The organism is Streptomyces morookaense (genome assembly GCF_013030945.1).
GTDB classification, from domain to species: domain Bacteria; phylum Actinomycetota; class Actinomycetes; order Streptomycetales; family Streptomycetaceae; genus Streptomyces; species Streptomyces morookaensis.
Genome location: NZ_JABBXF010000068.1, coordinates 1 through 2792 on the forward strand (window position 1 = coordinate 1; position 2792 = coordinate 2792).

Annotated in this window: 3 protein-coding genes and 1 pseudogene; 3 read left to right on the forward strand and 1 reads right to left on the reverse strand. The window is 71.7% G+C overall.

Annotation, left to right across the window (positions count from 1 at the left end):
• On the forward strand, window positions 1-628 hold a 628-nt coding region (locus tag HG542_RS25605; RefSeq protein ID WP_255316191.1), incomplete at its 5' end, for a GDSL-type esterase/lipase family protein.
• Between the two features lie 15 nt (window positions 629-643).
• Here the strand turns inward: HG542_RS25605 and HG542_RS25610 are convergent.
• Complete coding sequence (locus HG542_RS25610) at window positions 644-1159, reverse strand: mycothiol transferase (protein ID WP_171085381.1); 516 nt, start codon at window positions 1157-1159, stop codon at window positions 644-646.
• Window positions 1160-1311: 152 nt separating this feature from the next.
• Between HG542_RS25610 and HG542_RS25615 the strand changes: the two genes are divergently transcribed.
• Window positions 1312-2214, forward strand: coding sequence for an alpha/beta fold hydrolase (locus tag HG542_RS25615; protein WP_227727642.1), 903 nt, complete (start codon window positions 1312-1314; stop codon window positions 2212-2214).
• 21 nt (window positions 2215-2235) lie between these two features.
• A pseudogene (locus HG542_RS25620) lies at window positions 2236-2768 on the forward strand (LysR family transcriptional regulator); the annotation flags it as partial.
• Between the last annotated feature and the right edge of the window lie 24 nt (window positions 2769-2792).

A 2792-nucleotide genomic window follows, 5' to 3' on the forward strand; every position in this document is an offset into this window, starting at 1 on the left:
GGGCACCACGGCGGGGAGTCCGACGACGACCTGGCCGGCGCTGGCCGCCGCCCTGGGCGGGGTGGAGCTGGTCAACCTGGGTCTGAGCGGGAACGCCCTGCTCGACCCGTTCGTGGCGCGGGTCGTGCGGGACACGCCCGCGGACCTGATCAGCGTGAAGATCGGCATCAACGTGGTCAACGCCGACCTGATGCGCCTGCGTGCCTTCACACCTGCGGTGCACGGATTCCTGGACACGGTGCGCGAGGGGCACCCCACCACGCCTCTGCTGGTCGTCTCCCCCGTCCTGTGTCCCGTCCAGGAGGACACCCCGGGGCCCCTCCTGCCGGACTTCGACGGCGGGACGGTGCGGTTCCGTGCCCTCGGCGACCCGGCGGAGTCCGCCGGGGGGAAGCTGACGCTCCGTGCCGTCCGGGACGAACTGGCCCGGATCACGGCGCAGCGGGCGGCCGGCGACCCGAACCTGTACCACCTCGACGGCCGTTCGCTGTACGGCGAGGCGGACGCCGCCGAGCTGCCGCTGCCCGACGCGCTCCACCCGGACGCCGCCGGTCACCGCCGTATCGGCGAGCGTTTCGCGGGGCTGGTCTTCGCCCCCGGGGGCCCGTTCGCCGCCGGGGACGGCTGAGTCCGGGCCCGCGCATCAGCGGCGCATCAGCGCGCCCCGGACGAAGGCGGCCTGGCCGACGTGCTGGAGGTCGTCGTCCAGGATGCTGACCAGGCGGACGCCGAGGGTGACGGGCGGGTCCCAGGCGTCGTCGACGATGCGGCCGTAGTCCTTCTCGTGCAGGGTCCTGAGGTAGCCGACGGTCTGCTCGTGCACGGCGTCGTGATAGCCGGTGAGTTTGCCGGCCGGGGCGGAGAAGGCGCCCACTTCGGTGCTGGAGGCGCCGTATCCGTTGGCGTCGGCGGGGTAGGGCAGGGCGAAGTCCTTCTGCCAGCCCTGCGCGTGCCACACCTCCTCCAGCCCTGCGGCGTCGGCGATCTGGCAGTCCTGCACCCGTGTCAGGTGCCAGACGAGCCAGCCGATGGAGTTGGCCTCGCCGTCCTCGCCGCGCCAGGTCAGATCCTCGGGGGCGAGCCCGTCCAGCACTCCGTGCACCCCCTCCTGGACCCGGCCGAAGCCGTCGGTCAGCAGCTTCGCGCTCGTCGTGGTCATGGGCGGAGCTCCTCTCGTCGTCGTTGCCCGTCGTCCCGAGTGTCCCGCCTCGTCGCGGAGGTGATGCGCATTGACCCGATGGGTACTGTGCCGGGGAGGTGCCGTCCGCGCCTCTTGTCGGGGGCGTGGCCCGGTGGGGAGATGGTGTGGCGGTGGGCGAGAAGAAGGCCTTCGGTGTCGGCCCGTCGGGGATCGAGATGGCCTACGAGAGTTTCGGCGACCCGGAGGCACCGCCGGTGCTGCTGGTGATGGGCGGCGGGGCCCAGATGATCAACTGGCCGGACGGCTTCTGCACCGAACTGGCAGGCCGCGGGCTGCAGGTGACCCGGTTCGACAATCGCGACGCCGGGCGGTCGACGCATTTCCATGACGCACCGGTGCCCGACGTCCGGGCGGCGATGGCGGGCGACTTCTCGTCGGCTTCCTACACGCTGTCGGACATGGCCGCCGACACCGTCGGCCTGCTCGACGTCCTGGGGATCGGCAGTGCGCACTTCGTCGGCTTGTCCCTGGGAGGAATGGTCGCGCAGATGGTCGCGATCGAACATCCCGGCCGGGTCCGGTCGCTGACGTCGATGATGTCCTCCACCGGGAACCCGGACGTGGGCCGACCGGACTTCGCCGCGCTGGGGGAGCTGGGGGCGGCGCCGGAGGACCGCCAGGGCTATATCGACTGGCAGGTGAGGGCCATCCGGGCGATCGGGTCCCCCGGATTCGCCTTCGACGAGGACGCAGTGGCCGAGCGGGCGGCCCTCGCCTACGACCGGGGCCACGATCCCCTGGCCATGGGCCGCCAGGCCGTCGCCACCCTGGCCACCGGGGACCGCACGGAGCGGCTGCGGTCGCTGGACGTCCCCACGCTGGTCGTCCACGGCAGCGCCGACCGCATGTGCGACGTCAGCGGCGGACGGGCCACGGCGGCTGCCGTACCCGGTGCCGAACTGGTCGTCGTCGACGGTCTCGGCCACAGCCTCCCCCGCGAGGCGTGGCCCGGGCTCACCTCCTTGATCGCCGCCCACATTCACCGCACCGAGGCGGCTGCGCCTGGCAGTTGAGCGCATTGATACCGTGACGGTATGGATCTGGACCTGCGGAAACTCCGCTACTTCGTCGCGGTGTTCGGCACTTCGGCCGGGCGGCGCAGGCGCTGTTCATCGCACAGCCGGTCCTCAGCCGACAGATCTGCGCCTTCGAACAAGAGCTGGGCTGCCCGCTGTTCACGCGGTCCACGCGCAGTGTCGAGCTGACCGCCGCAGAGAAGCAGCTGTATGACGTGGCGTCACGGATCACCACGGTGGTGGACGGGGCGCTCAGGCGCGTGCACGAGGCGGGGCGGGGCGAAGAGCGGCTCGTCGCCGGCTTCTCGCCCGGCCTGCACGTGGCGGACGCGATCCGGGCGTTCACGGCTCACCGTCCGGAGGTCGATCTCGACGGTGAGCCGATGCTTGACGGCAGGGTGCCGCGGGCGTACTCGCTGGAGGAGAAGTTCGAACTCATCGCCTCGGGCCGGGCCGTCGCGCTCGTCCCCGTCAGCGTGGCGGGTTCGTACTCCCGTCCCGACCTCTTCTACCTGACGGTCACGGACGCCCCGCCCGTCGAGACCTGCCTAGTGCCGTGACCGCATAGGTTCACC

What these genes read in the sequence shown, in the direction of transcription:
- HG542_RS25610 (WP_171085381.1), bottom strand. Translation starts at nt 1,159, where the DNA reads ATGACCACGACGAGCGCGAAGCTGCTGACCGACGGCTTCGGCCGGGTC.